General features: G+C 73.3%; 24 protein-coding genes. 14 read left to right on the top strand and 10 right to left on the bottom strand.

Going from position 1 to position 26,977, the window contains the following annotated elements; translation table 11 throughout:
* The first annotated feature begins 2 nt into the window (after positions 1-2).
* Entirely contained in the window at positions 3-863 is an 861-nt protein-coding gene (locus tag HBB12_RS15665; RefSeq protein ID WP_236990199.1) for a universal stress protein, read from the top strand.
* A gap of 14 nt (positions 864-877) precedes the next feature.
* Positions 878-1,087: a hypothetical protein gene (locus tag HBB12_RS15660; RefSeq protein WP_236990198.1), complete on the top strand. Its 210-nt coding sequence runs from the start codon at positions 878-880 to the stop codon at positions 1,085-1,087.
* Positions 1,088-1,169: 82 nt separating this feature from the next.
* Here the strand turns inward: HBB12_RS15660 and HBB12_RS15655 are convergent, their stop codons facing one another.
* Positions 1,170-3,050: a heavy metal translocating P-type ATPase gene (locus HBB12_RS15655; RefSeq protein WP_236990197.1), complete on the bottom strand. Its 1,881-nt coding sequence runs from the start codon at positions 3,048-3,050 to the stop codon at positions 1,170-1,172.
* A 232-nt stretch (positions 3,051-3,282) separates the two neighbouring features.
* Between HBB12_RS15655 and HBB12_RS15650 the strand changes: the two genes are divergently transcribed.
* Positions 3,283-4,008: a CBS domain-containing protein gene (locus HBB12_RS15650; protein WP_236990196.1), complete on the top strand. Its 726-nt coding sequence runs from the start codon at positions 3,283-3,285 to the stop codon at positions 4,006-4,008.
* 265 nt (positions 4,009-4,273) lie between these two features.
* On the opposite strand, the gene HBB12_RS15645 is transcribed toward HBB12_RS15650, so the two are convergent.
* Complete coding sequence (locus tag HBB12_RS15645; protein WP_236990195.1) at positions 4,274-4,801, bottom strand: DUF6428 family protein; 528 nt, start codon at positions 4,799-4,801, stop codon at positions 4,274-4,276.
* 42 nt (positions 4,802-4,843) lie between these two features.
* Here HBB12_RS15645 and HBB12_RS15640 point away from each other — a divergent pair, with 42 nt between their 5' ends.
* Genes HBB12_RS15640 through HBB12_RS15625 form a run of 4 tightly spaced genes read left to right on the top strand, consistent with a single transcriptional unit; the run spans position 4,844 to position 8,297 of the window.
* Positions 4,844-5,200: an ArsR/SmtB family transcription factor gene (locus HBB12_RS15640; RefSeq protein ID WP_236990194.1), complete on the top strand. Its 357-nt coding sequence runs from the start codon at positions 4,844-4,846 to the stop codon at positions 5,198-5,200.
* On the top strand, positions 5,197-6,033 hold the full coding sequence (arsN2, locus tag HBB12_RS15635; protein ID WP_236990193.1) for an arsenic resistance N-acetyltransferase ArsN2: 837 nt from the start codon (positions 5,197-5,199) through the stop codon (positions 6,031-6,033). Before HBB12_RS15640 ends, arsN2 begins: the two co-directional genes overlap by 4 nt.
* A gap of 28 nt (positions 6,034-6,061) precedes the next feature.
* Positions 6,062-7,129, top strand: a complete 1,068-nt coding sequence (arsB, locus tag HBB12_RS15630; RefSeq protein WP_236990192.1) for an ACR3 family arsenite efflux transporter — start codon at positions 6,062-6,064, stop codon at positions 7,127-7,129.
* Positions 7,119-8,297 (top strand): MFS transporter, encoded by a 1,179-nt coding sequence (locus HBB12_RS15625; RefSeq protein WP_236990191.1) that lies wholly within the window; start codon positions 7,119-7,121, stop codon positions 8,295-8,297. The genes arsB and HBB12_RS15625 overlap by 11 nt, the downstream gene beginning before the upstream one ends.
* Before the next feature lie 56 nt (positions 8,298-8,353).
* On the opposite strand, the gene HBB12_RS15620 is transcribed toward HBB12_RS15625, so the two are convergent.
* The 5 genes from HBB12_RS15620 to HBB12_RS15600 all read right to left on the bottom strand — a co-directional run bounded on the left by HBB12_RS15620 (position 8,354) and on the right by HBB12_RS15600 (position 14,234).
* Entirely contained in the window at positions 8,354-9,946 is a 1,593-nt protein-coding gene (locus HBB12_RS15620; protein WP_236990190.1) for a bifunctional aminoglycoside phosphotransferase/ATP-binding protein, read from the bottom strand.
* An 18-nt stretch (positions 9,947-9,964) separates the two neighbouring features.
* Complete coding sequence (gene mgtA / locus HBB12_RS15615) at positions 9,965-12,484, bottom strand: magnesium-translocating P-type ATPase (protein ID WP_236992793.1); 2,520 nt, start codon at positions 12,482-12,484, stop codon at positions 9,965-9,967.
* Positions 12,485-12,886: 402 nt separating this feature from the next.
* Positions 12,887-13,333, bottom strand: a complete 447-nt coding sequence (locus HBB12_RS15610) for a DUF6691 family protein (RefSeq protein ID WP_236990189.1) — start codon at positions 13,331-13,333, stop codon at positions 12,887-12,889.
* Between the two features lie 3 nt (positions 13,334-13,336).
* Positions 13,337-13,759 carry a YeeE/YedE family protein gene (locus HBB12_RS15605; RefSeq protein ID WP_236990188.1) on the bottom strand — a complete coding sequence of 141 codons (423 nt, stop codon included), beginning with the start codon at positions 13,757-13,759 and terminating at the stop codon, positions 13,337-13,339.
* Positions 13,760-13,910: 151 nt separating this feature from the next.
* Positions 13,911-14,234 carry an ArsR/SmtB family transcription factor gene (locus HBB12_RS15600; protein WP_236990187.1) on the bottom strand — a complete coding sequence of 108 codons (324 nt, stop codon included), beginning with the start codon at positions 14,232-14,234 and terminating at the stop codon, positions 13,911-13,913.
* 252 nt (positions 14,235-14,486) lie between these two features.
* Here HBB12_RS15600 and HBB12_RS15595 point away from each other — a divergent pair, with 252 nt between their 5' ends.
* The 4 genes from HBB12_RS15595 (at position 14,487) to HBB12_RS15580 (ending at position 20,214) form a co-directional block, all read left to right on the top strand.
* Positions 14,487-15,440 carry an efflux RND transporter periplasmic adaptor subunit gene (locus HBB12_RS15595; RefSeq protein ID WP_442919365.1) on the top strand — a complete coding sequence of 318 codons (954 nt, stop codon included), beginning with the start codon at positions 14,487-14,489 and terminating at the stop codon, positions 15,438-15,440.
* A gap of 14 nt (positions 15,441-15,454) precedes the next feature.
* Positions 15,455-18,613: an efflux RND transporter permease subunit gene (locus HBB12_RS15590; protein ID WP_236990186.1), complete on the top strand. Its 3,159-nt coding sequence runs from the start codon at positions 15,455-15,457 to the stop codon at positions 18,611-18,613.
* 203 nt (positions 18,614-18,816) lie between these two features.
* Positions 18,817-19,293, top strand: coding sequence for a Ros/MucR family transcriptional regulator (locus HBB12_RS15585; RefSeq protein ID WP_236990185.1), 477 nt, complete (start codon positions 18,817-18,819; stop codon positions 19,291-19,293).
* Between the two features lie 90 nt (positions 19,294-19,383).
* Complete coding sequence (locus HBB12_RS15580; protein ID WP_236990184.1) at positions 19,384-20,214, top strand: class I SAM-dependent methyltransferase; 831 nt, start codon at positions 19,384-19,386, stop codon at positions 20,212-20,214.
* A gap of 51 nt (positions 20,215-20,265) precedes the next feature.
* Here HBB12_RS15580 and HBB12_RS15575 read toward each other — a convergent pair whose 3' ends face one another.
* A complete protein-coding gene (locus tag HBB12_RS15575; RefSeq protein ID WP_236990183.1) occupies positions 20,266-20,850 on the bottom strand; it encodes a HupE/UreJ family protein in 585 nt (194 codons plus the stop codon).
* Between the two features lie 355 nt (positions 20,851-21,205).
* Here HBB12_RS15575 and HBB12_RS15570 point away from each other — a divergent pair, with 355 nt between their 5' ends.
* The gene (locus HBB12_RS15570; protein ID WP_236990182.1) at positions 21,206-23,272 is read left to right on the top strand and encodes a M23 family metallopeptidase; all 2,067 of its coding nucleotides are present in this window, start codon (positions 21,206-21,208) and stop codon (positions 23,270-23,272) included.
* Positions 23,273-23,525: 253 nt separating this feature from the next.
* On the opposite strand, the gene HBB12_RS15565 is transcribed toward HBB12_RS15570, so the two are convergent.
* Positions 23,526-24,035, bottom strand: a complete 510-nt coding sequence (locus tag HBB12_RS15565; RefSeq protein ID WP_236990181.1) for an OsmC family protein — start codon at positions 24,033-24,035, stop codon at positions 23,526-23,528.
* Positions 24,036-24,066: 31 nt separating this feature from the next.
* Positions 24,067-25,299, bottom strand: a complete 1,233-nt coding sequence (locus HBB12_RS15560) for a CaiB/BaiF CoA transferase family protein (RefSeq protein WP_236990180.1) — start codon at positions 25,297-25,299, stop codon at positions 24,067-24,069.
* A 330-nt stretch (positions 25,300-25,629) separates the two neighbouring features.
* On the opposite strand from HBB12_RS15560, the gene HBB12_RS15555 reads away from it, so the two are divergent.
* Positions 25,630-25,926, top strand: a complete 297-nt coding sequence (locus HBB12_RS15555) for a DUF8820 family protein (RefSeq protein WP_236990179.1) — start codon at positions 25,630-25,632, stop codon at positions 25,924-25,926.
* Positions 25,927-25,932: 6 nt separating this feature from the next.
* Positions 25,933-26,940: a DUF6745 domain-containing protein gene (locus HBB12_RS15550; RefSeq protein ID WP_236990178.1), complete on the top strand. Its 1,008-nt coding sequence runs from the start codon at positions 25,933-25,935 to the stop codon at positions 26,938-26,940.
* Positions 26,941-26,977: the final 37 nt, after the last annotated feature.

Here is a 26,977-nt window from a genome sequence, read left to right as displayed (position 1 = left end):
CCATGTCGACGCATGCTTCATCCCCGCTCGCCGGTCTCCGCGACCTCCTCATCGGCACGATCGTGGAGGACGAGGATCATCCGGTCTCCCCGGCGATCGGGTACGGGCTCTCGCTGGCGGAGGCGGCGAGCGCCCACGTGACGATCCAGTCCTCCTCCTGGTGCCTCGTCGGCACCGATTCGTGGCTCGCCGGTCCCTCCGACGACGGCGTCACGGCCGTCGACCGCCGCCTCGACGCCCTGGCCCGCGCCTTCGCGGAGAATGCGGCCGGCGCGGCGGCGCAGGCCGGCCTGACCTGCACCTGGGAGACGCCGCGCCTGCCCTATCCGGAGGTGGTGCATCGGCTGGCCGCCGAGGCGCGCCTGCACGACCTGACCGTTCTCGATCTCGATCCGCGCAGCGAGATCCTGTCGCGCGAGACGATCGAGACGGCGCTGATGGCGAGCGGCCGTCCGGTGATCGCGGTGCCGCGCACGCATCCGGCCTTCGCCGGGAGGCGGATCGTCGTGGCCTGGGACGGCAGCCTGCAGGCCGCCCGCGCCGCCAACGACGCCCTGCCGCTCCTGCGCGCCGCCGAGGCCGTCGAGCTCGTCACGGTCGGCGATCCCGACGACCTGCTCACGACCGTGCCGGGAGCCGACTTCGCCCGCCACCTCGCGCGGCACGGCGTCGCCGTCACGGTCACCGACCTGCCGCAGGTGGGCGGCACCGCCGACACGCTGCGCGGCCACGCCGAGCAGGTGCGGGCCGACCTGATCGTGATGGGAGCCTACCGGCATTCCCGCACGCGGGAATTCGTCTTCGGCGGCGTGACCCGCGCGTTCCTGCTCGACGCACCGGTCCCGCTGTTTCTCGCTCATTGAAGGGGAGGCTCGTCATGATGCGGCATCGACCGACGAGGACCGACGCGCTCCGGACCGCGCGCCGGCGCAAGGCCATCCGGCAGACGCTCAGGCCTGCAATCGTCCCGGCGCCGCCGCGACCCGACGACGAGATCCCGATCTCGCCGGTCGCGACGGAAGACCTCGAGCCGTTCGACGCGGAGGATTTGCGCGCCCTCAAATCCGGCTGGACCTTCGTCGAGTGAGGCGCAGCCGCGCGTCCGCCACCGGGATCTGCTTTCAAGACGGGCCCGCCGAATGGGCGCCGGGCGCCCCGGGGCATCGGCGTCACGCCGCCGGCGGGCCCGTGTCCGCGCCCTGATCGGCGCCGGGCCCCGACAGGGCCCGCATCGCGTTCAGGATGACGGCGACGTCGATGGCCTCCTGCACCAGGGCGCCCTGCACCGGCGTGAGCGCGCCGAGGGCGGCCGCGACCATTCCGGCGAGCGAGAGCCCGAGCCCGGCGAGCACGCTCTGGAGGGCGATGGTACGGGCCTTCCTGGCGATGCGGATGGCCTCCGGCAGCGGCGCCAGGCTGTCGACGAGCAGGACCACGTCGGCGGCCTCCGCCGCCGCGGCGGCACCCCGGGCGCCCAGCGCCACCCCGAGATCCGCCGCCGCCAGGGCGGGCGCATCGTTGATCCCGTCGCCCACCATCATCACCGCCCCGCGCAGCCGCTCGGCGACGACGACCTGCGTCTTGTCCGCCGGGTCGAGATCGGCCGCCACCGCGTCGATCGGCAGGCCCGCGGTGAGCGCTTCCGCCACGGCGCGCCGGTCCCCGGTCGCGAGCACGATCCGGGCGATTCCGCACTCCCGCAGGGCGGCCAGGATGGCGGCACCGTCGCGGCGCAGCGGATCGGCGAAGGACAGGATCGCGGCCGGCCGGCCGTCGACCGCCACCAGGATCGTGGCCGCGGCGTCCCGCCCCGCCGGGTCCCCCCCTGTCTGCTGCGACGGAAAGGCGATTCCCTGCGCGCGCATCAGGCGCGGCCCGCCCGCGCTCACGCGCCGCCCCTCCACGAGCCCGATCACGCCGTCGCCCGGGACCTCGGTCACCGCCGACGGGGAGGCAAGGCGCAGGCCGCGCGCCTTCGCCGCCTCGACGAGCGCCCGGGCGATCGGGTGGGCCGAGGCCTGGTCGAGGGACGCCGCCAAGTGCAGGGCCTCCTCCTCGCCGAAGGGCGGCAGCGCCGCGACCGATTTCAGGCGCGCCCGGCCGTGGGTCAGGGTGCCGGTCTTGTCGACGACGAGGATCTCCACCTTGGCCAGGGTCTCCAGGGCCCCGCCGCCCTTGACGAGGATGCCGCGCCGCGCCGCGCGCGACAGGCCGGAGACCAGGGCGACCGGCACCGCCAGGATCAGCGGGCAGGGCGTCGCCACCACCAGCACGGCGAGCGCCCGCAGGGGATCGCCCGCGGCGGCCCAGGCGCCGCCTGCGAGGACGAGCGTGACGACGAGGAAGACGAGGCCGTAGCGGTCGGCGAGCCGCGCCATCGGCGCCTTGGCGGCCCGCGCCGCCTCGACGAGGCGCACGATGCCCGCATAGGTGCTCTCCTCCGCCCGCCGCTCGGCCAGGAGCGTGAAAGCCTGGCCGACATTGAGGCTGCCGCTGAGCACGGCGGTTCCTGCCGCGAAGGACGCGGGCAGCGACTCGCCGGTGAGGCTCGACAGGTCGAGGACGGCGCGGCCCGCGGCGACGCGCCCGTCCACCGGCAGGACGTCGCCGGCCCGCACGAGGATGCGGTCGCCCGGGGCCAGCGCCGAGAGCGGCACCTCGTGCACCCGGACGCCCTCCGCCCCGGTCTCCTCCCGCAGGGCGGTACGCGGCTGGCGCGCGATCAGCGCCGTCATCGCCCGGCCCGCCCGTCCGGCCGCATAGGCCTCCAGCGACTGGCCGCCGGCATACATCAGCGCGATGACGGCGCCGGCGAGCGGCTGCGACAGGGCGAGCGCGCCGCCCATCGACAGGAGCGCGACGAGGTCGAGCCCGACATCCCCCCGGGCGAGGCTCGTCGCCACCTGGACCAGCAGCACGGCGAGCACCGCCAGGGTGGCGAGGCTCCAGGCCAGGGCGGCGGCCTCCGGATGGCCGAGACCCTGCGCCGCGAAACCGGCGCCGAGCCCGAGAAGCGGCAGCGCCACGAGCCCGCCGCGCAGGGCGAGCATCCATCCGGCCGGGATCGTCCCGGATGCATCTCTCTCCGCAGGTGACCGCTCCATGACCGCCCTCGCCTCCCTCGCGTTGCCTCTCAGACACGCGCCGAAGTCGGCCGCCGGGCCTTGCGCTGGATCAAGCGCCGGGCCCGGGGCCCGGGGACCGCCGACGTTTGAGCAGGATCAAAGCCGGCCCTCGCCGCCGGCCGCAGGATCGCCGCATGACCCAAACGGGAGGGATGCCATGCTGGCACGCGATATCATGCACCGCGACGTCGTCACGGTGACGCCCGAGACGCCGCTGGGGGCGATCGTCCGGCTGCTCGTCGAGAAGCGGTTCGGCGCCGTCCCGGTGACGGACGATGACGGGCGCCTCGTCGGGATCGTGAGCGAGGCCGACCTGCTCCACCGCGAGGAACTCGGCACCGAGCGGCGGCGCAACCGCTGGCTCGACGCCTTCGCGTCGATCGAGACCCTGGCGAACGCCTACCGGGGCGCCCACGGCCGGCTGGCCCGGGACGTGATGGCGCGCTCCGTGGTCACGGCCGCGCCCGAGACGCCGCTGCACGAGATCGTCGAGCTGATGGAGCGCCGGCACATCCGCCGCGTGCCGATCGTCGAGGCGCGGCCCGACGGGAGCGAGCGAATCGTCGGGATCGTGACCCGCGGCGACCTCGTGCGGGCCCTCGCGACCCTGGTCCCGGCCGCGCCCGCAGCCGGCACCGACCAGGCCCTCTCCGACCGGCGCATCCGCGACATGCTGCTGGCCGAGCTCGCCCGCCAGCCCTGGACCGACAAGGCCGAGGGCAACGTCACGGTGCTCGACGGGGTCGTGCATCTCTGGGGCGCGGTGACGAACGAGGCCGAGGCCCGCGGCCTGGTGACCGCGGCGGAGGGTATCCCGGGCGTCGTCGCCGTGCGCGACCACACCTTCGTCGCCTATTGGGGCGCGGATCCGATCATGCTGTGAGAGATTTCTTTATCAAATCGTCAGTATTGACACCCTCCGCGTCATCCCGGGTCTCGTCGAAGACGAGAGCCCGGGATCCAGAGCCGCTGACGCCGAAGAACATGGCGGTCGACGTTCCGCTTCATCCTGCATCGTCAACGGTTATGGATCCCGGGTTCCGCTGCGCGGCCCCGGGACGACATCAAGGGTTTCACGGCGGTCAGCCGACGCGAACGGGCTCTCGGCGTGCCGCGATCGACCCGGCCTCACCGGCCGCGCCGTCGGTTCAGCCGCAACAGGGCTGCCCGGCATTGCAGCAGGCGCCCGCCTTCTGCTCCTCGAGCCAGCGGTCGCGCGGCTTGCAGCTCGCCGCGCGGGGCGCCAAGGCGACGGTGAGCGACCCGTCCGCCGGACGCGGGCGGGCGGCGGCGTGGAGCTGCATCGGGGCGACGCCGTCGCTGACCTCGAAGGTCAGGCGCGCGCCGAGATCCAGGCCGACATGCTCCGAGACCTTGCGGATGATCGCCGCGAACTTGCCCGCCTTCATGTGCGTGCGGTCGCCGTCGGTCACGTCCCAGAGCTGCACGAAGATCTCCGACCAGGATTCCGGGTTGCCGCCGCAATCGAGGGCGGCGAACTGCCCGGCCTTCACCTCGGTGACGTGGTAGCCGGGGCGGATCGTCCGGCCCTCGTACGAGAAGACCAGGGGCGCGGCCGGCTCGGCGTCGCAGGCGGCCAGCAAGGCGCCGAGGGGAATGTCCTCGGTAGCCGGCGGCGTCGGCAAGGTCGCGTCCATCTTGGCAACGTCCAGCATCGGTGCTACCCCACGTTTCGATATTTCCAGGATTGTAGAAACGTGGACGAGCGTCAAGCCCTCCAGGCCTTCGCGGCCCTGTCGCAGGACACCCGCCTGCGCCTCCTGCGCCACCTGGTGACGGCCGGCCCCGAGGGCGTGGCGGCCGGCACCCTCGCGGGCGGGGTGGCGGCTCCGCCCTCCACCGTCTCGTTTCACCTGAAGGAGCTGGAGCAGGCCGGCCTCGTCGCCTCGCGGCGGGACGGGCGCTCGATCATCTACAGCGCCGCCTATCCGGCCCTGTCCGGCCTGATCGCCTTCCTGATGAAGGATTGCTGCCAGGGCCGGCCGGAGGTCTGCACACCGGCGGTCGCCGCGCTGACCGCCTGCTGCCCGGAGGGCGAGGAGACCCGTGCATGACCGTCACCCTCTACCACAACCCGGGTTGCGGCACCTCGCGCAGCACCCTCAAGCTCCTGCGGGCCTGCGGTATCGAGCCGGCGGTGATCGAATACCTGAGCACTCCGCCCTCCACGCCGGATCTCGTCGCTCTGCTCGACCGTATGGGCATGCCGGTCCGCGCGGTCCTGCGCGAGCGGGGGACGCCCTATGCGGCCCTCGGGCTGGGCGATTCCGCCATGTCCGACGATGCGCTGCACGCCGCGATCCAGGCACACCCGATCCTCCTCAATCGGCCCATCGTGGTGACGGACAAGGGTGCGAAGCTCTGCCGCCCGTCCGACGTGGTGCTGGATCTCCTGCCGGACGGTCTCGCCGAGACGACCGCGACCCGCGACGACGGCACCCCCTTTCTCCGAGACCTCCCGATCACGGGCGACAGCCCGGACCTGGCGGCGGCTCTGGCGGCGGCGGGCCTGCCGACGGCCGACCTGGCCGATCCCGGCCGCACGTTCTTCCGCTATACCACGCTGGACGGTCACGGCGTCGGCTGGGGCGGGTTCGAGCCCTACGGCCCGGACGTGCTGCTGCGCTCGCTGGCCGTGCTGCCGCGCCTCCACGGCCGGGGTCATGGGCGCAACCTGGCGGCGCTGCTGATGCGGCGAGCCTCCGATCGGGGCGCGCGCCAGGCTTACGCGCTGACCGGCGCCCCCGAGGCCCGCGCCTTCTTCGAACGGCTTGGCTTTGCCGCCTGCGACCGTGCATCGGCCCCGGCCACGATCCGGAACACGCGCCAGGCGGCCGGATTGTGCCCGGCCTCGGCCACGCTGCTGACCAAGCCCATCACCCTCTGAAAGCCCGGCCCGGGACCCTCATCGAACCATGAGCACCTTCGAACGCTACCTGACCCTCTGGGTCGCCCTCTGCATCGTCGCCGGCATCGCGCTCGGCCACGTCGTGCCGGGGTTCTTCCACCTCGTCGGCGCGGCCGAGATCGCCAGGGTCAACCTGCCGGTGGCGGTGCTGATCTGGCTCATGGTCGTCCCGATGCTGCTCAAGATCGACTTCGCTGCGCTGGGCCAGGTCGGCCGGCACTGGCGCGGGATCGGCGTCACCCTCCTGGTGAACTGGGCGGTCAAGCCGTTCTCGATGGCGCTGCTCGGCTGGCTGTTCGTGGGCGTCCTGTTCAAGCCCTACCTGCCGGCGGACCAGATCCCCAGCTACATCGCCGGCCTCATCATCCTGGCCGCCGCGCCCTGCACCGCGATGGTGTTCGTCTGGTCGAACCTCACCCGCGGCGAGCCGCATTTCACCCTGTCGCAGGTCGCGCTCAACGACAGCATCATGGTGGTGGCCTTCGCCCCCATCGTCGGCCTGCTGCTCGGCCTGTCCTCGATCACCGTGCCGTGGAGCACGCTGGTGCTCTCGGTGGTGCTCTACATCGTCGTGCCGGTGATCGTGGCGCAGGTCCTGCGACGCAGCCTGCTGGCCTCCGGCGGGCAGGCGGCCCTCGACCGGCTGCTGCGCGCCCTCGGCCCGGTCTCGCTCGCCGCGCTCCTCGCCACGCTGGTGCTGCTGTTCGGCTTCCAGGGCGAGCAGATCCTGGCCCAGCCGCTCGTCATCGCCCTGCTGGCGGTGCCGATCCTGATCCAGGTCTACTTCAATGCGGGGCTCGCCTACCTGCTCAACCGCTGGGCCGGGGAGCAGCATTGCGTCGCCGGACCCTCGGCGCTGATCGGGGCCTCGAACTTCTTCGAGCTGGCGGTGGCCGCCGCGATCAGCCTGTTCGGCTTCGACTCGGGCGCGGCCCTCGCCACGGTGGTCGGCGTGCTGATCGAGGTCCCGGTGATGCTGTCGGTGGTGTGGATCGTGAACCGCAGCCGGGGCTGGTACGAGCGAGGCGCGGCGCAGAGGAACGCGGCGCTCGCGCCGGCCTCCCGTGAGGCCTGAGCCCGGTGGTGCGCCGGGCCGCCTGACCGTCATCTCGGCCCTCGGCATCGTCGAGATCCTGGCCTGGGGCTCGTCGTTCTACCTGCCGGCGATCCTCGCCGGGCCGGTCGCGGACGGGACCGGATGGCCGCTCGCCGGGATCGTCGGCGGCCTGACCCTCGGCCTCCTGGTCGCCGCTGCCGCATCGCCGCATGTCGGCGCGGTCATCCAGCGCCGTGGCGGCCGGCCGGTCCTCGCCGCGGCGGCCCTGTTCCTCGCGGCCGGCCTCGCCACCCTGGCGGTCGCGCCGGTCCTGCCGGTCTTCCTGGCCGGCTGGCTGCTCCTCGGCCTCGGCATGGCCTGCGGCCTGTACGACCCGGCCTTCGCCACCCTCGGCCGGCTCTACGGCGCGGCGGCCCGGCCGGCGATCACCGCGCTGACCCTCTGGGGCGGGTTCGCCAGCACCGTCTGCTGGCCGCTCTCGGCGCTCCTCGTCGCGCAGATCGGCTGGCGGGGCGCCTGCCTGGCCTATGCCGGCCTGCATCTCCTGGTCACGCTGCCGCTGGTACTGGGGTTCATCCCGTCCACCCCCGCGCTGCCGGCGACGGCGGAGACCCGCGCGGCGGCGGCCGGCCCGCTCTCGGCACGCGAGCGGCGGGCATTCCGGCTGTTCGCCGGGGTGCTGGTGCTCGGCGGAGCGATCATGTCCCTGGTCTCGGTCCACCTCGTCACCCTGCTGCAGGCGCGCGGCGTCGCGCTCGCCTCGGCGGTGTCCTACGGGGCGCTGATCGGGCCGGCCCAGGTCGGCGCGCGGATCGTCGAGATGGCGTTCAAGGGCCGCCACCACCCGCTCTGGACGCTGATCGCGGCCTTCGGCCTCGTGGCGCTCGGCCTCGCCCTGCTCGCCGCGGACGTGCCCGGCCTGGGGGTCTGGCTGGTGCTCTACGGCGGCGGCAACGGCATCTCTTCGATCGCCCGGGGGACGGTGCCGCTGGCCCTGTTCGGCCCGGAGCGCTACCCGCTGCTGGTCGGCCGCCTGGCACGGCCCGGGCTGATCGCCCAGGCCCTGGCGCCGCCGGCCGGCGCGGTCCTGCTCGTCCAGGCCGGCGCGGGCCCGCTCTGGTGGTGGCTGCTCGCCCTCGCCCTGGTCAATCTCGGCCTGATCGGGGCGCTCTGGCGGATGCGGTGATCGCCGGCCGACCCTTGTAGGGCGTCGGTCGCCTGACTGCGCTCCCCGGCGTCCCGTCATGCCGACGCACGACCGAGGGCCGCGCGCACGGCGGGCTCCGCCGCCCCGGCGAGGTTTTCGGCAAGCAGCACGTCGCCGGCCAGCCTCTCCGGCGCCAGCCCCGCATCGAGGCGGCGCCAGGTGATCGTGCCGCAATCGCGCCGGGCCTGGGCGGCCAGGATGGCGGGCGTGGCGTCGGACGGGTCGTTGCGCCGGGCCGCGACGCGCGCCGTCAGGGTGGCGAGCGGGGCCTCGAGCCAGAGACCCCGGAACGTCACCCCGCACGAGGCCGCCAAACCGGCAGCCGCCTCCCGCTCGGCAGGCCGGTCGAACACCGCGTCGAGCACCACCGAGGTCCCCCCCGCCAGGACCCGGGCGGCCTCGTCCCGCATCGTCGCGTAGACCTGCTCGGAGACCGAGGCCGCGTAGGCGCCCGGCGGCAGGCGGGTGAGCGGCACGACCCCGTGCAGGCGCTTGCGGGTACGGTCGCTGCTCACGATCCGGGCGCCCGGGGGCGCACCGAGCCCGGGCGCCAGGGCCGCCGCGAGCGTCGACTTGCCGGACCCGCTCAAGCCGCCGACCGCCACCAGGCCGGCCGGCCGCTCGGCGAGGAGATCCCGCGCCAGGGCGAGATAGGCCCGCGCCTCGCGGCGGGCAGCCGTCGCGGCCGTCTCACTCGCCGTCGCTTCGCTCGCGGTCGCCTGGCTCGCCGTCGCTTGGCTCATGGTCACATGGGCGCGGATCACCGCGCGCACGGCCATCAGGAACGGCATCAGGCCGGCATCCGGCGCGTCGTCGGTCTCGTCGAGGTAGCGATTGAGCAGCAGGTTCGCGAGGTCGGGCCGGCCGCGATGCCACAGGTCCATCACCACGAAGGCGAGGTCGTAGAGCACGTCGATCGTGGCGAGGCGCTCGTCGAATTCGAGGGCATCGAACGGCGTCGGCACGCCCTCGAACAGGCAGATGTTGCGCAAGGTCAGGTCGCCGTGGCAGCGCCGGACCTTCCCCTCCCGGCGCCGCGCGTCGAGCCGGTCGGCGTGGCGGGCGAGCCGCCTCCGAAAAAGGTCCGTCAGCGCATCCACCTCCCGGTCGGGGACGAGGCCGCAGGCCCGCAGGCTGCGGTCGCCGAGCGCGACGAGATCGGCCATCGCGGCTGCGCCGCCCGCCTTGGACGCCGGCGCCTCGGCATGGAGCGCGGCGAGGCGCCGGGCGAGGTCGGTCACCAGCGCCGGGGTGAGGCGCCCGTCCTGCACCATGCGGTCGAACAGGTTGTCCTGCGGGAAGCGCCGCATCGCCACCACGGCGTCCACGAGGGGGCCGGGCCCGTCGAGGGCGAGGCCGCCCTCCGTGCCGCGGGTGATCCGGTGCACGCCGCGATAGAGCCGCGCCGCACGGGCATTGGCGGCGATCTCGGCCCGGCACGCGGCGAGCCGGCGCCGGGGGGTCGAGAAGTCGAGGAAGGGAAAGCGCACCGCCCGTTTCAGCTTCAGCACCTGGTCGCCGGCCATGAGGACGACCGAGGCGTGGGTGTCGATCCGCTCGAGGGGCCCTTCCCCCGCGAGCCGGTGGGTCAGGAAGTCCAGGGTCTCGATCTGCGGGCCTGCCGGCATCGGTCTCCTCCCGTCTCGTCAGGCGCGGGGATCGGCGGAGGCGCAAGACCGCCCCATCGCCCACCGCCCCATCGCCCACCGTCCCATCGCCCATGGCTTCACCGCCTCGGCCGCCGCCAGATAGGCCGCCGTGATCGCCGCGACCGCGGCGAGGATCGCCGGAGGCGGCGCCGTGAACCCGAGCCAGCCCGCGAGCGGCGTGAACGGCAGCGCCAGGGCGACCGTCAGGGCTGCCAGCGAGGAGGCCGCGAGCGCCGCGCCCGGCCGGTCGCGCCACGGCCGCCCATGGGTGCGGATGACGACGATCACCAGGATCTGCGTCGCCATCGATTCCAGGAACCAGGCGGTGCGGAACACCTCCGGGCCCGCCCCGAAGCCGAGGAGCAGCACGCCGAAGGTGAGGCCGTCGAACAGCGACGACAGCGGGCCCATCACGGCGGCGAAGCGCAGGAGCGCGCCCCGGTCCCAGGCCTGCGGATGCGCCGTGCCGTCGGGCTCGACGCGGTCGAACGGGATGCCGAGTTCCGACAGGTCGTAGAGCAGGTTGTTGAGCAGGATCTGCATCGGCAGCATCGGCAGGAACGGCAGGAACGCCGCCGCGAGCGCCATCGACAGCATGTTGCCGAAGTTCGAGCTCGCCCCCATGCGGATGTACTTCAGGATGTTGACCGAGGTCCGCCGCCCCTCGGCGACGCCATCCGCCGCGACGGCGAGGTCCGGGGCGAGCAGGATCATGTCGGCAGCCTCCTGCGCGACGCCGCTGGCGCCCGCGACCGACAGGCCGATATCGGCGTGCCGCAGGCCGGGCGCGTCGTTGATCCCGTCGCCCAGGAACCCGACCACCTCGCCGCCCGCCTGGAGCGCCCGGACGATGCGGACCTTCTGGTCGGGGCTGAGCCGCCCGTAGACGTCGACCGCGCGCACCTGGACGGCGAGCGCCTCGTCGCTCAGGCCCGCCACCTCCGGCCCCGACAGCACCCGGTCGGCGGCGAGCCCGACGAGCCCGGCGAGGCGGCGCACCATGACGGGATCGTCGCCCGACAGGATCTTGACCCGCACGCCCGCGGCGGCGAGCGCCGCGAGCGCCGCGGCCGCGCCGGGTTTCGGCGGGTCGGCGAAGGCGCAGAGTCCCTCGAAGACGAGAGCGGTCTCGCTGCCCGTGCCGGATGCGACCGCGATGCTGCGCAGGCCCTCCTCCGCGAGCCCGTGGACCCGGGCGAGGATGCCTGCGCGCTCCGGCTCGCCGAGCGCGCCGATCCCCTCGCCGTCGCGCCGGGCTTTGCAGCGGGCGAGCACGGCCTCCGGCGCGCCCTTGACGATCAGGAGGCGCCCCTCCGGCCCCTCGGCCAGGACCGATCCGACCCGCTCCGCGTAGTCGAAGGGGCGCTGGCCGACCAGCCGCCAGCCGGTCGCCGCCTGCGGGCTGGCGTCGGTGAGCGCCGCGTCGAGCGGCCCGCGGTCGCCGCCGAGCGCCGCCGCCACGGCGCCGAGCCGGGCCGGCCGGGCCGCAGTGGCGCCCGCCGGGTCGAGGCTCTTTGCCAGGGTGATCTCGGCCGAGGTCAGGGTGCCGGTCTTGTCGGTGCACAGGACCGTCATCTCGCCGAGATCGTGGATGCCGGCGAGGCGCTTCACGATGACCTTGCGCCGCGCCATCCGCAGCGCCCCCCGGGCGAGGGTCACGGTGGTGATCATCGGCAGCAATTCGGGCGTCAGGCCGACCGCCAGCGCCACGGCGAAGAGCATCGACTCGACGACCGGCCGCCCGAAGGCGACGCGCACGGCGATGACCCCGACGACCAGCACGAGGGTCAGGCGGGCGATCAGGAGGCCGAGGTCGCGCAGGTCGCGCTGGAACGGCGACGGCTCCGCCTCCTCCGACAGGGAGGCGGCGGCGGCACCGAACAGCGTGTCGCGGCCGGTCGCGGCCACGAGGGCGATCGCCTCGCCGCTCTGCGCCACGGAGCCGCGAAACAGCGCGTTCACGGCCTCGGCCGGGCTCGTCGCCGCGACCAGCCCCGGCCGCTTCTCGACCGGATAGGGCTCGCCGGTGAGCGCGGCCTGCCCGGCGGTGAGGCCGAAGCTCGCCAGCACCAGGGCGTCCGCCGGCACGATGTCCCCCGCCCGGACGCGGATCACGTCCCCGGGCACCACCTCGTCGACCGGGACGACGCGGAAGGCGCCGTCGCGCCGGACCTCCGCCTTGAGCGCCACGCTGCGCCGCAGGGCCTCGGCCGCCCTCAAGGCCTGGCCTTCCTGGATCGTGTCGAGGCCGATCGACAGCATCAGGATGGCGATGATGATCGCCCCGCCGGCCCAGTCCCCGGTGAGGACGGTGACGAGGCCGGCCGCCGTCAGGATGAGGGCGAGCGGCTCGCCCATCCGGCGCAGCACCGCCCGCGCCGCACCGTCGACCCGGGCTTCCGCGTCGCGGTTCGGCCCGTGGCGCTCCAGGCGTCGCCCCGCCTCCGCGACCGTCAGCCCGTCCGGGCCGCAGGCGAGGCGGGCGCCCAACGCCTCGGGCGTGAGGGTCCAGAACATCGGCGCCGGACCCGGTAATCCGGACGGGCCGGGTCCGGGAAACCGGAGCTCCGGCGGACGGGTCTCGGAGGAGGTGCCGGGGCGGTTTTTGGAGCCGGTGGACGCGCCGACCCGCTGCGCGGTCCAGGATCGCACGTCGTCCCGCAGCATCGGCCGGTCTCCGCCTCCGGCGCCCCGCGGCCGGTGCGGCCACTCTGGGCGTACGGCCGGTCCCTGCCTTGATCCAGCGCAACCCGTCCGGGCCCGCCCCTCGTCCTGCGGGCCGCCCGCAGGCCCTGCGTCATACGATTTCCGACACTCGCTTCGCGATGCGGAAATCGGCTTCGCTCAGGCGTGTGAGGCGAAGCTTCACCGTCGCGGGCTTGCGATACGACTTCAGGAAGCGATCTTCCGGAAGTCGTATCACGCGTCGGTTCCGGGCTCGGACGGCGTCGCTGTCGCGGAAGGTACCAGACGGACCAGCAGGATGCCGACGACCATGGCGGCTACGAAGGTCGCGGCCTGGGCCGGCACGATCGTCAGGAGCGTGAGCGCGGGCCCGGGGCACAGGCCGGCGAGGCCCCAGCCGAGACCGAAGATCGCCGCACCGGCGACGAGGCGCGGGTCGAGGTCGCGCCGGGTCGGGATCTCCAGCCGGGATGCCAGCACCGGCCGGCCGCAGCGTTGCGCGATCGCGAAGCCCAGGGCCGAGACCGCGACGGCCCCCGCCATCACCAGGGCGAGGCTCGGGTCCCAGTGACCGGCCAGATCGAGGAAGGCCAGGACCTTGGCCGGGTCGCTCATCCCGGAGACGAGGAGGCCGAGGCCGAACAGGAGGCCGACGGCGAAGGCGGAGACGGTCTGGGCCATGGCTCACGCCCCGGCGAGGTGGCGCGTGACGAGGACGGTCAGGATGGCGACGGCCATGAAGGTGCCGGTCGCGACCATCGAGCGGGGTGACAGGCGGGCGAGGCCGCAGACGCCGTGGCCGCTGGTGCAGCCGGAGCCGAGGCGCGCCCCGAACCCGACCAGCAGGCCCGCGAGCGCCAGGAGCGGCAACGAGGCGCCGACCGTCACCGTGGGCAGGCTCGCGACGAGGCCGTAGGCGAGCGGTGCCAGGACGAGACCCGCGAGGAAGCCGGCCCGCCAGCCGGTGTCGCGCGAGGGCGCGGCCATGAGCCCGCCGAGAATGCCGCTGATGCCGGCGATGCGTCCGTTGAGGACCAGCAACAGGGAGGCGGACGCACCGATCATGACCCCGCCGAGGGTCGCGCCGAGGGGCGTGAAGCCGTCCATGGTGATCGCTCCGAATCGCCGCGGGGTCGAAACGACGGGCACCGCCTGGCCCGCGGGGCCGATGGCCCATCGTCACCTCGAACGAGACGATATTAAATTAGATAAGTCTAATGTACCGTCAAGACGGAGACGTCCGCCCGGCACGGCCCGGTCAGCCGAGGCCGGGACAGAAGATGTCCTTGAGGGTCGCCAGCACCCGGGCGGCTCGGGGATCCTCCAGCCGGTAATACAGGGTCTGGCTCTCGCGGCGAAACGCGACCAACCCGTCCTCGCGGAGCCTGGCGAGGTGCTGCGACAGGGCCGACTGGCTCAGCGCGACCTCCTTGGCAAGGCTCGTCACGTCCATCTCGCCGCGGGCGATCAGCAGGCACAGGATGAGCAACCGCTTCTCGTTGGCGAGGAGGCGGAGCAGGTGCGCCGCCTCGGCGGCCTTGTCCTGGAGACGCGTCAGGTCGGTCGGCGTCGCGGCATCCATCGGTTCGTCTCCCGGACCATCAGGCCCCGCTCGATGAGGCGATCCTAATAGGATGTCGCCGCCCCGTCCCGCGGCGGCCGGCCCGCGGGCGCGTCGAGAGCTCTCCCCCTCGGGTGGACCGCTCGCGCAAAGCCGGGCAGAAGCGGCGTTGCAAAAGCGGCTTTCCGCGCGAGGGCGGACGGGCATGGGGGAGGCGTGATGATGCGGCGGGCAGTGCTGTCCGCGGGGCTGGTGCTGTGCGCCTGCGCCGCCATGGCCGGACCGGCGCCGGGCCAGGGGCGGACCCGATTCCTGCCGGAGAGCGGCCGCGTCGCCGTACGGCTGACCGCCGAGGAGCGCGCCCGCATCGGCGTCGTGACGGACCGTCTCGCCGCGCAGCCGCACAGGATCGAGATCCTGGCCTATGGCAGCGTCCTCGATCCCGCCCGCATCACCGATCTGACCAACAGCTATGCGGGGGCGGTCGCCTCCTTGCGCACCGCCAGGGCCCGGGCAGAGGTCTCCGCCGGCGCCCTGCGCCGGGCGCGCAGCCTCGGCCCCAAGGTCGTCGCCGGCGCGCAGCTGGAGACGGTCGAGGGCAGCGTGCACACCGACGAGGCGGCGGTCGCGGCCGCCGAATCGCAGCTGCGGACCCTCGCCGCCACCGCGCAGCAGGAATGGGGGCCGGTGCTGGGCCGGGCGATCGTCGAGCGGTCCCCCCTCGTCACCCGGTTGATCGAGCGGGCGGACCTCCTGGTGCAGGTGACGCTTCCCTCCGGCGAGGCCATGAAGCCGCCCCCGGCCACGGCCTCCGCCGAAGTGCCGCCCCAGAGCGAGCGGGTGACCCTGCATTTCGTCTCGCCGGCGACCCGGACCGACCAGCGCATCCAGGGCGTCGGCTACTATTACCTCGTCGCCGGCGAGGCCGGCCTCCTGCCGGGCATGAGCGTGCAGGCCTTCCTCACCTCGCCGCGGGAGAGCGTCGGGATCGCGGTGCCGGAAAGCGCGGTGATCCACTGGCAGGGCGGCGCCTGGATCTATCGCGGCGTCGGCGCCGACACCTTCGCCCGGCATCCGCTCAAAGCCGACGCGCCGATCTCCGCCGACCGCTACGTGGTCGACGATCTCGGACCGGAGGCGGACATCGTGGTGACCGGGCCGCAGGCGGTGCTCAGCGAGGAGCTGAGGGGCCAGGTCCAGGCCTCCGGCGACACCGACGACGATTAAAAAGCAGCCCCCGCGTGACCACCCCCGATCCGACCCCGACCGAGCTGCCGCCGGCCGGTAAGCCCGCAGGCCTTCAGGCCGCCCTGGTGGCCTTCGCCGTGCGCCGGCCGGGGATCGTCGTCGCCCTCGCGCTCGCGCTCGTCGCCTACGGCCTCCTCTCTTTGAGCGCGGCCAAGTACGACGTTTTCCCGGAATTCGCCCCGCCCAGCGTTACGGTGCAGACCGAGGCACCCGGCCTCAACCCGGAGCAGGTCGAGGTGCTGGTCACCCAGCCCGTCGAGGGCGCCGTCAACGGCCTGCCCGGGCTTGCCACCCTGCGGTCGAACTCGATCCAGGGGATCTCGGTGGTGGTCGCGACCTTCCGGCAGGGCAGCGACATCTACCGGGCACGCCAGCTCGTCGGCGAGCGCCTGGCCGGGCTCGCCGGCCGTCTGCCCCAGGGCGTGGCGGCGCCTGCGATGACGGCGCTGACCTCCTCGACGAGCGCGATCCTGCTCGCCGGCCTCACCTCCGAGACCCGCTCGCTCATGGAGCTGCGAACGGTGGCGGATTGGCGGGTTCGCCTGCGGCTCCTCGCGGCGCCGGGGGTGGGCGAGGTGCTGGTCTATGGCGGCGACGTCCGGTCGATCCGCATCCAGGTCCGGCCGCAGGACCTGATCCGCTTCCGCCTCGGCCTCAACGACGTGCTCGCCGCCGGCCGCCGGGCGACGGGCATCCGCGGGGCCGGCTTCATCGACACGGTGAACCAGCGCATCACCCTGCAGACCGAGGGGCAGGCGGTGACCCCGGCGGCGGTGGCACGCACGGTGCTGATCAACGAGGGCGGCGCGAGCGTGGTGCTGGGCGACGTCGCCGACGTGGCCGCCGGTCCGGAACCGGCGATCAGCGGCGCGCTCGTCGACGGCAAGCCGGGCGTCCTGATGATGATCGGCGCGCAGGTCGGCACCAACACCGTCGAGGTCGCGGCCGGCGTCGAGGCGGCGCTCGCCGAGCTGCAGCCCGGCCTCACGAAGGACGGGATCACCTTACGCAACGACCTCTTCCGCCCGGCCGAGTTCGTCGCGCAGGCCACCGGCCACGTATTGCAGGCCCTGGCGCTCGGCGGCATCCTCGTCGTCGTGGTGCTGGCGGTCTTCCTGTTCGACTGGCGCACCGCGCTGATCAGCGCGACGGCGATCCCGCTCTCGCTCATCGGCGCCGTCCTGGTGCTCGGGGCGTTCGGCCAGAGCCTCAACACCATGACGCTCGGCGGCCTCGCGATCGCCATCGGCGAGGTCGTCGACGATGCGGTGATCGGCGTCGAGAACGCGATGCGCCGCCTGCGGGAGAACCGGCGCCGCGCGGTTCCCCGGCCGGAGGCCCGGGTGGTGATCGAGGCCATCCTGGAGGTCCGGGTCTCGGTCGCCTACGCGACCTTCGCGGTGCTGCTGGTCTTCCTGCCGGTGCTGGCGCTCTCGGGCGTGCCCGGCCGCCTGTTCGGCCCCCTGGCGCTGGCCTACATCCTGGCGGTGCTGGCCTCGCTGGTCGTGGCGCTCACGCTCACGCCGGCGCTCGCGCGCCTGCTGCTGGCCGGACGAAAAGACCTGCCGGCCCGGGAGCCGCCGGTCACCCGGGCGGTGCGAGGGGTCTACGTCCGGCTGCTCGAGCGCCTGTCGCGGCACCCCGTCCTCGTCGGCCTGGTGAGCCTGCTCGTGGTCGCAGGCAGCGCGGTCCCGGTGCCGTCCTTCGGCGGGGCCTTCCTGCCCGACCTCAAGGAGGGGCACTTCATCCTCCACATGGCGACCGCGCCCGGCACCTCCCTGCAGGAGACCCTGCGGCTCGGCGGCCGCGTCACGGCCGGCCTCAAGGCGGTCCCCGGGGTGCGGGCCGTGGCCCAGCAGGTCGGCCGGGCCGAAGCCGGCTACGATCTCGGCGGGACGCATGAGAGCGAGATCCACATCGACCTCGCGCCCGGCCTCGACGGCGAGGCCCAGGAGCGGGCCGAGGCGGGAATCCGCGCGCTGATGGCGGCCACTCCCGGCGCGACCTTCTCGCTCAAGACCTTCCTCACCGAGCGCATCGAGGAGGTGGTGTCGGGCTTCACGGCGCCTGTGGTGGTCGGCGTCTACGGGGCGGATCTCGACCGGATCGAGGCGGCGGCCCGGGACGTGGCGCGGGAACTCGCCGAGGTCCGGGGAGCCGCCGACATCCAGCTCCGCTCACCCGCCGGCCTGCCGCAGATCACCATCGCCTTGCGCTCCGCCGACCTGCGCCACTGGGGCCTCGACGCGGTCGAGGTGCTGGAACTCGCCCGCACCGCCTTCCAGGGCGACACGGTCGGCCAGTCCTACGAAGGCAACGCGGTCTTCAACGTCGTGGTCGTCCTCGCTCCTGCCGCCCGCTCGCGGTTGTCGAGCCTCGGCGACCTGCCCCTGCGCACGCCCGGCGGCAGCACCATCCGCCTGGCGCAGATCGCCGACGTCTACGAGACGATGGGGCGCTACGCCATCGCGCATCACGGGGCGCAGCGGGTGCGGGTGGTGACGGTCAACGTCGAGGGCCGGGACATCGCCTCGTTCACCGAGGCGGTGAAGCGCAAGATCGACCGGGACGTGACGCTGCCGCCGGGCGTCTATGTCGGCATCGGCGGTGCAGGCGAAGCGCAGGCCCAGGCCCGCCGCGATCTCGCGCTCTATGCCGGCCTCGCCGGGCTCGGGATCCTGCTGCTGCTGGCCGTCGTCACCGGGTCCGTCGCCAACCTGATGCTGATCCTCGTCAACCTGCCCTTCGCCATCGTCGGCGGGGTGCTGGCGGTCGCCGCGACCGGCGGCCTCGTCTCCCTCGGCGTCATCGTCGGCTTCGTGACGCTGTTCGGCATCTCGCTGCGCAACACCATCATGATGATCGCCCATTACGAGCACCTCGTGCTGGTCGAGGGGCGGCCCTGGAGCAGGGCGACCGCGATCGAGGGTGCCGCCGACCGCCTGGTGCCGATCCTGATGACCTCGCTCGTCACCGGCCTCGGCCTCCTGCCCCTGGCGCTCGGCGCCGGCGAGCCCGGCCGCGAGATCGAGGGGCCGATGGCGATCGTCATCCTCGGCGGGCTCGCCAGCTCGACGCTCCTCAATCTCTCGGTCCTGCCGGTCCTCGCGCAACGCTTCGCGCGGTTTCGGCCGTGCCCGACCGTGGCGTGACGCGGCCCCGCCGGTCGTTCCGTCCCGGCGTCCTACATCGAAGAGCGTAGCCTCATCCGTAAACATAAGTTAGTGGCCGTGCATCGCGGTTGACTGATGAAGAACGGTTACGTCCACAGGATTAACCTCCATGGCCGCGCAGTCTGTTTGACGTTTGACCGTTGTCATGCATTCTTTATCGCGAATGCAGACGGGGTGGGGCGATGAACGTCGAAGAGAATGGCTCTGGTGACCGCGTCGTCGATTTGTGTGCCGCGATCATCACGGCTTACGTGTCCAACAATGCGGTGCCGCCGAACGAATTGCCGCCGATGATCGGCGCCATCCACACCACCCTGACCCAGCTGATGGCGCCGCCTCCGCCCGAGCCGCCGAAGCCCGAGCCGCCGATCCCGATCCGCCGGACGGTGACGCCGGACCACATCATCAGCCTCGAGGACGGCAAGCCCTACAAGACGCTCAAGCGCCACCTCGCCGGCCGCGGCCTCACGCCCGAGCAATACCGCGAGAAATGGGGCCTGCCGCGCGACTACCCGATGGTCGCGGCGACTTACGCCTCGCAGCGCTCGGAACTCGCCAAGAACAGCGGGCTCGGCCGCCGCCGCCTGCGCGGAGCCGAGGGCGGCGAGGGCGCCCCCGCCCCATCCGGGCGGCGCGGGCGGCCCAGGAAAACGACCTGATCGACGGCCCGAGGCTATCCGGCCTCGCCTCTCCCCTCGCGCCGGTGTAGCGTCGGCGGAACGGCCATGAGACGACGAGGGTTTCCGCCGATGCCGGAGCCGATCACCCAGGCCGAGTACTGGAACGGCGATGTCGGCACCCGCTGGGCCGACATGCAGGCGGAGCTCGACCGGGTCTTTTCGCCCCTGACCGCTTCCCTGCTCGACGGCGCGGGCTTGGCGCCCGGCGAGCGGGTGCTCGATATCGGCTGCGGCTGCGGCGAGACCGCCCTCCTGGCGGCGGCGCGCACGGGGCCCGGCGGGGCCGTGACGGCGGTGGACGTGTCCCGGCCGATGCTGGCCCGGGCCCGCTCCCGGCCGGCCACCGGCGCGGCGATCACCTGGATCGAGGCCGACGCCCAGACACATCCCTTCGCACCGGAACACGACGTCGCGCTGTCACGGTTCGGTGTGATGTTCTTCGAGGAGTCGCGCGCGGCTTTTGCCAATATCCGGCGGGCCCTGCGGCCGGGCGGGCGCCTCGCGATCCTGTGCTGGCGTGCGCTGTCCGAGAATCCCTGGGTGAGCGTGCCGCGCGGCGCGGTGCTGAGCGTGGTGCCCGAGCCGGCTCCGTCGCCGCCGGGAAGCCCGGGGCCGTTCCGGTTCGCGGACGGGGACGCGCTGGTCGCGCTTTTGGGAGAGGTGGGCTTCGCGAGCGCCGCGGTCGCACCCATCGACCATCCGGTGGCGATCGGGGCCGACGCGGAGGAAGCCGCGCGCTTCTCCGCCACCGTCGGGCCGATCGCCGGGCTCCTGCGCGAGATCGAGGATCCGGCCTTACACGAGCGGGCCGTGGCGGCCTTGCGGCGGGCGATGCCGGCGGAGCGCCCGGTGAGCCTCGGCGCGGCCTGCTGGCTCGCGACCGCGGTCAATCCGGGCTGACCGGGGCCGCCGCGTGCCCCCCCGGTCGTCGATCCCCGGCCGTCCGGTCCGTCAGACGCCGCCGGCCAGCACCGCCACGCCCGCCACCGCGACCGCGGCCCCCGCGAAGGGCAACGCGCGCCCTTGCGCGACGCGGCCGGCGGCGAGCCCGAGGCCGATCCCGGCGAGGTGCAGCAGCGCGCTCGCGGCGAGGAAGCCGAGTCCGTAGGCGAGGCCGGAGGCGCTCTCGGGCATCTCGGCGCCGTGGGCATGGCCGTGGAACACCGCGAAGGCCCCGACGAGGGCGAGCGCCGCCGCCAGCGGCAGGCCGGCGCCGAACACCGCCGCGAGGCCGAAGGCGACCACCGACAGGCCGATCCCGGCCTCGACGAAGGGCAGCGCGATCCCGGCGGCGCCGAGCGCCCCGCCGACCGCCATCATGCCGAGGAAGGCCAGCGGCACCGCCCAGAGGGCCCGCCCGCCCCGCGCCGCCGCCAGCAGGCCGACCGCCACCATGGCGAGCAGGTGGTCCGCCCCGCTCAAAGGGTGGGCGAAGCCCTGCGCGAGCCCGGCGGCGTCGCCGTGGCCCGGATGCGCCAGGGCGGCCTGGGAGGAGAGGAGCAGCAGGGCGGCGGCGAGGCCGGCGTGACGACGCATGATGGAGAACTCCCGGAGCGGGGTGGCGAAACCGTCGTGCAGGAATCGTACCGCAAGCCGGGGCGTGAACGAAACTGGTCCGGGCCGCGGCGGCGGCCATGGGACACGATCTGCGGCAAAACGGGCCGGGCCGGGGACGGCGCCGCGCGCCCCGATCCCGACGCCTCAATCCTGACATGCTGGCACCGGAGAGACAGCCTCGCACAAGGACCGCATCGGAGCGTGACGCCGGTTGGGGACCGCCTCCCGCCCGCCGTTGATTTCCCTGCCTGGGCCACGCATGGTCGCGGCGCTGCGGAAGCGTACCGAAGCGTCCTTCCGCCGTCGTGGCTCGTCCGCGGCGGCGCCGGAACGGATGAGCGAAGGAGAGACGGTGAAGCGCGCGCGGCTCGACCCGGTCGGATCCCAGCAGGCGCCCCGCGGCCGGTCCGCCGATCCGGGCCGCGAACCGCCGCTCGACCTCTCGGGCGCCGCCTCGCCCCGTTCCGACCGGCGCGACGTGAATCTCCGCTGGCTCACGGCCTGCGTTCTCACCGGCATGACCGGCGCCGGCCTGATCGGCTCCGCGATCTGGGTCTCGCTGCAGGGCGAGATCACCTTCGCGGAGCTGCCGCAGGCCGTGACCGTGGCGCCCCGCCCGGTCGCCAGCGAGGGCGGCACCAACCTCGCCCGCAAGGGCGACCGGTTGGTGCGCAACCCGATGGTGGCGCTCGCCAAGCAGAGCTTCAAGGCCCCGGTGACCTTGAGGGCCGGCGAGCGCGAGATCATCAAGGTCCGGCCCTTCGTGCGGATCGCCACCGCGCTCTCGGCCACCGCCGGGATGGCGGCGACCGACATTCCAGCCTTCGATCCGATGCGCTTCTTCGCCGATCCGGGCAACGACCGCGCCCCGGAGGCGCAGGCCGCGACGAACGCGGACGCGCCGGATGCCGAGGTATCGGTGGTCAAGCGCGATCTCGGCGACCTCGCGGTGCCGACCGGTTCCCCTGCCCTCTCGGACGAGGACGTGGCGGCGCAGATCGAGGAGGAGCGGCGCCTCGCCGCCGAGGCCGGGCGGCGCGCGGCGCTCCCGATCGCCCCCCAGCTGATGCTGTCGCGCACCCTGCGCAGCATGGCGACGCTGCCGGGCCTCGACGGCGGCGGCGATTTCGGCGGCGCGTCCGGCCCGTTCAAGTCGATCGAGGTCCGGGTGATGCGCGAGAACGTCACGGACCTCGCCAAGATGGAGCGCGAGCGCGACGCGCCGCTGGTCGAGGATCGCGACGTCGCGATCAAGCGCGGCGAGACTCTTGAAGGCGTGCTGAAGGCCAATGGCGGCCTCGACGAGCAGATCCGCCCGATCCTGGCGGCTTTGGGCACCCGGGTCCGCTCCGGCGCGGTCGGCGAGGGCCAGCAGATGCGGCTCCAGGTCGGCCCCGGGCCCCGGGCCGGCGATCCGCGCCAGCTGACCCGGGTGATCCTCTACGGCGAATCCGGCGTCGAGGCGATCGCCGCCATGAACGACCGCGGCGCCTTCGTGTCGGTGGCCCCGCCGGTGCCGGAGGGCGCCGCGCAGAAGCCGGCCGCCAAGCCCGAGGCCGAGGACGACGAGGACGGCGGCACCGGCGCGCGCCTCTATGCCAGCCTGTACGAGACCGCCGCGCGCCACGACCTGCCGCGCTCCACCGTCGAGGACCTGGTGCGGATCTTCGGCTACGATGTCGATTTCCAGCGCCGCGTCGCCACCGGCGACGGGATCGAATTGTTCTATACCTACGACGAGGAATCCGGCGGCTCGGCGGAGCGGCCCGACATCCTGTTCGCGGCCCTCAATCTCGGCGGCGAATCGCGGCGGATCTACCGCTTCCAGTCGCCCGACGACGGCAGCGTCGACTATCTCGACGAGGCCGGGCGGTCGCTCAAGAAGTTCCTGATCCGCAAACCGGTCGCCGACGGCAACATGAGCTCCGGCTTCGGCTATCGCCGGCACCCGGTGCTCGGCTACGCCAAGCTGCATACCGGCGTCGACTGGTCGATCCGGATCGGCACCCCGATCTTCGCCGCCGGCAACGGCACGATCATCAAGGCGGAGTGGGATTCGGGCTACGGCCGCCGGGTCGAGATCCAGCACGCCAACGGCTACGTCACCACCTACAACCACATGTCGCGGTTCGGCCGCGGCGTCAGCGCCGGCGCCAAGGCGCGCCAGGGCCAGATCATCGGCTATGTCGGCTCGACCGGCCTCTCGACCGGCGCGCACCTCCATTACGAGGTGATCATCAACGGCCACTTCGTCGACCCGATGAAGATCCGCGTGCCGCGCGGCCGCGAGCTCGACGGACGGCTCCTCGCCGAGTTCCGCCGCCAGCGCGACCAGATCGACGGGCTGATCCAGAAATCGGGCGCACCGACGACACTGGCGCAGCGCGAGGCGATGCGCTGAGGGTGCGGTTCGATGTATCGAGCCTCTCTGTCCAGACCTCGCCCTCATCCTCCGATGCCAGTCGATTGAAAATCGACTGGCATCGGAGGATGGCTCCAATAATCGCTCAGATCCCCGGAGCCCTCATTCGAGGCTCACTCCGTTCGAATGCGATCTTCGATCGCCAGCACCTCAGGATGAGGTCGCGGATGGGATGGAACAGAGCTGCTCGAGAGCGGGCATCCTGGCTCGGCTCCCCCTCCGGGCTCTCCCCTCACCCCCGCGTCATCACCACGTCCAGTTGCGGCTTCTGGTTGATGGTCTGGAACACCACGCAGTAGCGCTCGGTGAGCTTGAGCAGTTGATCGAGCTTCTCCTGCGGCGCGTCCGAATCGACCTCGAAGCTGAGCCGGATCGCCCGGAAGCCCACCGGTGCCCCCTTGTCGACGCCGAGCGTGCCGCGGAAATCGAGGTCGCCCTCGGCCTTGACCAGCCCCTTGCGCAACGGGATCTCCAGGGCGGTCGCCACCGCCTTCAGGGTCACGCCGGCGCAGGCCACCAGCGCTTCGAGGAGCATGTCGCCGGAGCAGAGCTCGGCGCCCGATCCGCCGCTCGCCGGATGCAGGCCCGCTACCGCCAGCGCCCGGCCGGTCTCGACCTTGCAGGCGATGCCGCCGTCATCGAGCGAGCCTTGCGCCGTCAGGGTGACGACGGCCGCCTCCGGATCGCCGCGGTAGCGGTCCTTGATCGGGGCCTGGAGCGAGCGCAGTTCGGTGGCGTCCATCGGGTATCCTCCCTGTTTATGGGCGAACGGCTTAGCATCCCGCGCCGGTCGCCGGCCAGGGCCCACGGGAGCGGACTCCCCCGATCGATTCGCCCCCCTCGCCGGCGGCCAGGCTCTCGCGGATCTCGCCGTCCGCGCCGCCGAGGGCCGGCGGCATGCGGCGCACCGGCAGGCGGCGGCCGTCGAGCCGGTAGGGCGGCACCAGGACATGCGCCTCGGCGATCGCCTCCCCGCCCTGGGGCTGGAGGAGGCCGGCCCGCCGCGCCCGCTCCGAGGTCAGCGCCTCGTGCAGGCCCAGCACCTCGCCGCAGGGGATGCCGGCGGCGGCGAGCCGGGCGAGGAGATCGGCCCGGCTCCGCTTGCCCAGCTCCGCCTCCATCAACGGCACGAAGACGGCGCGGTTCTTCGAACGGTCGAGATTGGTGGCGAAACGCGGATCGGTGACGAGGTCGGGCCGCTCCAGCACCTGCTCGCAGAAGCGGCGGTACTGCGCATTGTTGCCCACCGTCAGCACGATCGGCCCATCGCCGGTCTCGAACACGCCGTAGGGCACGATCGACGGATGCGCGTTGCCGAAGCGGTCGGCATCGTGCCCCCGTACCATCGTCTCGAGGCCGTAATACGAGGTCATCGCCAGCCCGCAATCGAACAGGGCGAGTTCCACCAGGCGGCCCCGCCCGGTGCGCTCGCGCTGGAACAGGGCGGCGAGCACGGCCTGCGCGGCGTATTGGCCGGTGAACAGGTCGACCGCCGCGATGCCGAACTTGAGCGGCGGGCGCCCGGCCTCGCCGTTGAGCGACATCAGCCCCGCCTCGCCCTGCACCACGAGGTCGTAGCCCGGCCGCGCGGCTTCCGGCCCGTCGGCGGGGTAGCCCGAGACCGAGCAGTAGATCAGCCGCGGGTTCTCGGCCGCGAGCGCCGCGTAGCCGAGGCCGAGCCGGTCGGCGCCGCCGGTCTTGAAGTTCTGCACCACCACGTCGGCCTGCCGGGCCAGGTCCCGCACCAGGGCGAGACCGTCCGGGTCGGCGAGGTCGACGCCGATCGATCGCTTGTTGCGGTTCACGCTGTCGAAATACGAGGTGTTGGTCGCGCCGGTCCTCAGGCCCCAGTCGCGGGTGTCGTCGCCGCGCTCGGGATGCTCGACCTTGATGACGTCGGCGCCAAGATCGCCCAGCACCTGCGCGCACCAGGGTCCGGCGAGCACCCGCGACAGGTCGAGCACGCGGATGCCGGCGAGCGGCAGGTCGTCGGGGTTGAACAGCATCACACCTCTCCTCGATCGGGCAGCGGCGCGCCCCGCCCGGTGCCTCCCGTATGTCCGCCCGGCAGCCGCCCGCCGCAAGCTCGGCGCGGGACGGCAAGGGCGCGACAGGCATTCGCGCTGCGGTCGCATGACCTGCCGCTTGCGCGCATCGCGCGATGATGGTTGACCGGAAGTCGACCCTCGGGCTACCGTTCCGGGCAAATAATATTTCCGACGGCCTCGACGATCGGGGCTTTCTCCTCACCGAACGCGCACCTGCGATCATCAGCCGGATAAGGAACAGCCGCCGCCATCGCCGGCCGCTGCTCTCGACAACCAGCGGAGTCAGCCATGTGGCGACAGGGTGATATCTTCATCCAGGAAATTCCGGCGCTGCCGCAGGAGGCCGCCGAGCGGCCGCTGCCGCACACCGTGCTCGCCCATGGCGAGATCACCGGCCACAGCCACCGGGTCGCCGATCCCGCCGCCCTGTTCGCCGGCGAGAACTGCTTCTACCTCGACGTGCAGGCGGAGCGAGCCCGCGTCGTCCACGACGAGCACGGCACGATCACGCTGGCGCGCGGCGTCTACCGGGTCTGGCGGCAGCGCGAATACACGCCCGAGCGCATCGTGACCGTGCAGGACTGAAAGCCGGTGAGCCGCCGACCGCCCTCCGCCACCCGGCGCGTGCTGCGCCCGAACGAGACCCTTGGCCCGCTGGAGGCCGCCGCCCCGCTCGACCGGCTCGACATGCCGCGCAACGAGGCCGCCCGGACCCTGCCGGACGGCCTCGTCTGCCACCGGATCCTGGCGCCCGAGAGCCGGATCGAGGAGATCGGCGGCGCACTTCGCTGCCGCGAGATGGTGCTCGATGGCGGGGCGATCGCGCGCATCGCCGACGGCGTGCGCATCGATTACCGGCTCTCGGCTCGCGGCTGCCACCGGCTGACGGCCCTGCCGGCGGATTTGCGCGCCGGCATCGTCGACCTGCGCGACTGCCTCGCCCTGGAGCGCCTGCCGCCCGGCCTGTCGCCGGCCTTCCTCGATCTCGCGGGCTGCACCGCGCTCGCCCGGCTGCCCGGCGATCTCGCCCTGCGCGGCGGCCGGCTCGACCTGCGGGACTGCGCGCTCATCGACGCCCTGCCCGAGCGCGGAACGGTCGCGCAACTCGACATCGCCGGCTGCGGCCGGATCGACCGCGTCCCGGAAGGGTTTCGCGTCACCTCGTGGATCGACGTCGCCGGCTCGGGCCTCACGGCGCTCCCGGCCCATCTCGACGGGGTCGGCCTGCGCTGGCGCGGCGTGCCGGTCGATGCCCGCATCGCCTTCCGGCCGCACGAACTCGGGATCGGCGAGATCCTGGCCGAGCGCAACGCCGAGCGGCGGCGGGTGATGCTGGAGCGCTTCGGCTTCGAGGCCTTCATGGCGGCGGCCGCGGCCGAGGAACTCGATGCCGACCACGACCCGGGCGGCGAGCGCCGGCTCCTGCGCGTGACGCTCGAGAACGACGAGCCCCTGGTCTGCGTCTCGGTCGGCTGCCCCTCGACCGAGCGGCGCTACTTCCTGCGCGTCCCGCCGACCATGACCACCTGCCACCAGGCCGTGGCCTGGACGGCGGGCTTCGACGACCCGGCCGACTACGCGCCGCTGGTCGAGACCTGAGCCCCCGACCTCGCTCGCCCCTTTGCCTGACATCGTG

This window comes from Methylobacterium sp. SyP6R (assembly GCF_019216885.1).
GTDB lineage: Bacteria > Pseudomonadota > Alphaproteobacteria > Rhizobiales > Beijerinckiaceae > Methylobacterium.
Note: the sequence above shows the minus strand (reverse complement) of the source record. Positions and strands in the feature narration are given on the sequence as shown.

Excerpts from the sequence above, each read along its gene's own strand:
- HBB12_RS15665 (WP_236990199.1), top strand. The coding sequence starts at position 3 with ATGTCGACGCATGCTTCATCCCCGCTCGCCGGTCTCCGCGACCTCCTC.
- HBB12_RS15660 (WP_236990198.1), top strand. The coding sequence starts at position 878 with ATGATGCGGCATCGACCGACGAGGACCGACGCGCTCCGGACCGCGCGC.
- HBB12_RS15655 (WP_236990197.1), bottom strand. The coding sequence starts at position 3,050 with ATGCTCGCCCTGCGCGGCGGGCTCGTGGCGCTGCCGCTTCTCGGGCTC.
- HBB12_RS15650 (WP_236990196.1), top strand. The coding sequence starts at position 3,283 with ATGCTGGCACGCGATATCATGCACCGCGACGTCGTCACGGTGACGCCC.
- HBB12_RS15645 (WP_236990195.1), bottom strand. The coding sequence starts at position 4,801 with ATGCTGGACGTTGCCAAGATGGACGCGACCTTGCCGACGCCGCCGGCT.
- arsN2 (WP_236990193.1), top strand. The coding sequence starts at position 5,197 with ATGACCGTCACCCTCTACCACAACCCGGGTTGCGGCACCTCGCGCAGC.
- arsB (WP_236990192.1), top strand. The coding sequence starts at position 6,062 with ATGAGCACCTTCGAACGCTACCTGACCCTCTGGGTCGCCCTCTGCATC.
- HBB12_RS15620 (WP_236990190.1), bottom strand. The coding sequence starts at position 9,946 with ATGCCGGCAGGCCCGCAGATCGAGACCCTGGACTTCCTGACCCACCGG.
- mgtA (WP_236992793.1), bottom strand. The coding sequence starts at position 12,484 with ATGTTCTGGACCCTCACGCCCGAGGCGTTGGGCGCCCGCCTCGCCTGC.
- HBB12_RS15610 (WP_236990189.1), bottom strand. The coding sequence starts at position 13,333 with ATGGCCCAGACCGTCTCCGCCTTCGCCGTCGGCCTCCTGTTCGGCCTC.
- HBB12_RS15605 (WP_236990188.1), bottom strand. The coding sequence starts at position 13,759 with ATGGACGGCTTCACGCCCCTCGGCGCGACCCTCGGCGGGGTCATGATC.
- HBB12_RS15600 (WP_236990187.1), bottom strand. The coding sequence starts at position 14,234 with ATGGATGCCGCGACGCCGACCGACCTGACGCGTCTCCAGGACAAGGCC.
- HBB12_RS15595 (WP_442919365.1), top strand. The coding sequence starts at position 14,487 with ATGGCCGGACCGGCGCCGGGCCAGGGGCGGACCCGATTCCTGCCGGAG.
- HBB12_RS15585 (WP_236990185.1), top strand. The coding sequence starts at position 18,817 with ATGAACGTCGAAGAGAATGGCTCTGGTGACCGCGTCGTCGATTTGTGT.
- HBB12_RS15580 (WP_236990184.1), top strand. The coding sequence starts at position 19,384 with ATGCCGGAGCCGATCACCCAGGCCGAGTACTGGAACGGCGATGTCGGC.
- HBB12_RS15575 (WP_236990183.1), bottom strand. The coding sequence starts at position 20,850 with ATGCGTCGTCACGCCGGCCTCGCCGCCGCCCTGCTGCTCCTCTCCTCC.
- HBB12_RS15570 (WP_236990182.1), top strand. The coding sequence starts at position 21,206 with ATGAGCGAAGGAGAGACGGTGAAGCGCGCGCGGCTCGACCCGGTCGGA.
- HBB12_RS15565 (WP_236990181.1), bottom strand. The coding sequence starts at position 24,035 with ATGGACGCCACCGAACTGCGCTCGCTCCAGGCCCCGATCAAGGACCGC.
- HBB12_RS15560 (WP_236990180.1), bottom strand. The coding sequence starts at position 25,299 with ATGCTGTTCAACCCCGACGACCTGCCGCTCGCCGGCATCCGCGTGCTC.
- HBB12_RS15555 (WP_236990179.1), top strand. The coding sequence starts at position 25,630 with ATGTGGCGACAGGGTGATATCTTCATCCAGGAAATTCCGGCGCTGCCG.